A 2290-nucleotide genomic window follows, 5' to 3' on the forward strand; every position below is an offset into this window, starting at 1 on the left:
GAACTCCGCAACCGGTTAACCACCATCTTAGAACAATGCCTCAAACTTTGCTATACTGATTACGTTGAGGATTATCGAGGTTGGCAAGAAACTATTAGGCGCAGTCAACGGGAACTAGAAGAACTTTTGATCGATTCTCCTAGTTTAAAACCCTACTGGGAGCAAGTATTTTTAGATTGCTATGCCACGGCTTTAAAAAGCTTGCGAGATAACCCCGATTATCAATCCTTTAACTTTCCCAATGATTGTCCTTTTCCCCAAGAAATTAATCAGATTTTACAGAAAAAAGTTTGGCGATAAAATTATCTTTAAAAGTTGGTTAGCGGGGTTAGGATATAGGAGTTAGGAGTCAGTAGCCGGTCGTCAGTAGCCGGTCGTCGGGAGGCAGGAGATTATTTTATTTATTCTCCCCACACCCCACACCCCACACCCCACACCCCACACCCCACACCCCACACCCCAGTTCCCCACTTCTCCACACCCCACACCCCACTCCCTAACCCCTACACCCCTCATCCCTTCTACTGATAACCAATGCTTCCTACCGTTGAGACTTTAATTATTGCCGTCGAAAAAGCCGACTCAGCCAATGGGTTACTAACCGCCGTGGAAAACTTAGCCGCCGCCAAAAGTGAAGCGGCAATACCCACCCTCACCGATGTCCTGAGATATAATAACCCCGGTGCCTCCGTGGCAGCCGTGGATGGTTTAATCGCCATCGGCAAAGCGGCGGTTCCCTATTTACTGGCCAACCTAGACGGTTATAATTATGGGGCGAGAGCTTGGGCAACCCGCGCCCTAGCAGCAATTGGCGATGTGCGAGGATTGGACTTATTACTTGAGGCGGCGGTGAGTGATTTTTCCTTTAGCGTGCGGCGAGGGGCGGCTAGGGGCTTAGGAAATATAATTTGGTCTGATTTGGAGAAAAGTCGGGTTTCTGAGGCTCAAAAAGCAGTTTTTGCGGCACTGGAGAAACTTTTGCAAGGGGATCCAGAGTGGGTGGTTAGATATGCGGCGATCGTCGGATTGGAGGGGTTAGGAACTGCGGCGGCGGCATTTCGCGGGGCGATTCGGGAACTTTTAGGACAGATTCGGGAGACGGAAGCGGAAATAGTGGTAAGATTGCGCGCCGATCAAGCTCTGGAACACTTACAATAAGCCTAAGTCGAAAGTAGGAAAACTTATTTCTCTACAGGGAGAAACAATTACACTAACATTCTATGAAATATTGGCAGGAAATTTTAGCGATCGCTCAACGAATTTTAGTGGAATTAATCCGGCGCGGGCGTAGCTTAATCCTCTGGGGCATTTTCCCGATCCTTGTCCTGCTCTTAAATGGCTATATTATGGCAGAAAAAGGCAAAATTGAGCTTGCTGAGGCAATGGCTCTGGCTACTCCTCCCACCCTCGTCGGGGCGGCACTTTTCTTTAGTTGTTTGGGGGGAACCGTGGCGACGGTGGTAGCAGAAAGGGAACAACAAACGATTAAACGGTTATTTTTATCGCCTTTAAGCGGTGTTTCCTATTTCATCGGCATTTTTCTCGCCCATTGTGCGATTGCCGCCTGTCAGACAGTTTTAGTTTATTCTATTGCTAAACAGTATGGAGCCACTTTTAAAGGCTCAATTCCTCTAGAATTATTAATTATTTTCCTTAGTATCACCGCCTATGTGGGTTTAGGATTTATCCTTGGTACTCAACTGGCGAAAAGAACAGAAGATGTTAATGCTTTGGTGGGAACTTTTGGGGTTCCTTTATTAATTTTAGGCGGCGTTTTTCTCCCGACTGCTTTATTCCCCGACAATATTCTATCTCTGGCTAAATATAACCCGATCTACCACATGAATGAAGCTTTAATTGCTGTTTGGGCAAAGGGCGAAAATCTCCAAGATATTAGCTCTCATTTTCGCTTTCTCTGTCTTTTTGCTCTAGCTATGGTAGCAGGTGGTTGGCTTACCTATCGACAAATGTTAAACCTTGAACGCCGACTGTAAATCAGTTATCAGTGATCAGTGATCGGTTATCAGTTAGGTAGGGTGGGTTAGGCGGAGACAAATTATCAGACTTAATCATTAATTTATCTATTCGCCGTAACCCACCATCAGTTATTCAGCTTCTTAGTTTTTCAGTGTAATTAGCCAATTTCCCTGTTATTCGTACTATTACCTAGCTGACGGCTGATGGCCTAAAAAAGCCTGACTATCCTTATTACTTTATTAAAAATGCTGACTATTAATAATGTCAAAAAAAATTACGGAAGACGCTTAGTATTAGATCAATTAAACTTTCA

General features: G+C 45.0%; 3 protein-coding genes. All 3 read left to right on the forward strand.

Annotated elements, in window-relative coordinates; all coding sequences use genetic code 11:
* The coding region (locus PX481_RS06885; protein WP_288094098.1) for a DUF29 family protein at positions 1–300 on the forward strand (300 nt) is incomplete at its 5' end.
* A 234-nt stretch (positions 301–534) separates the two neighbouring features.
* A complete protein-coding gene (cpcF, locus tag PX481_RS06890) occupies positions 535–1158 on the forward strand; it encodes a C-phycocyanin alpha-cysteine-84 phycocyanobilin lyase subunit CpcF (protein ID WP_288094100.1) in 624 nt (207 codons plus the stop codon).
* A gap of 62 nt (positions 1159–1220) precedes the next feature.
* Positions 1221–1994 (forward strand): ABC transporter permease, encoded by a 774-nt coding sequence (locus tag PX481_RS06895; RefSeq protein WP_002761938.1) that lies wholly within the window; start codon positions 1221–1223, stop codon positions 1992–1994.
* Positions 1995–2290 lie beyond the last annotated feature (296 nt).

This window comes from Microcystis sp. M53603_WE2, assembly GCF_030065435.1.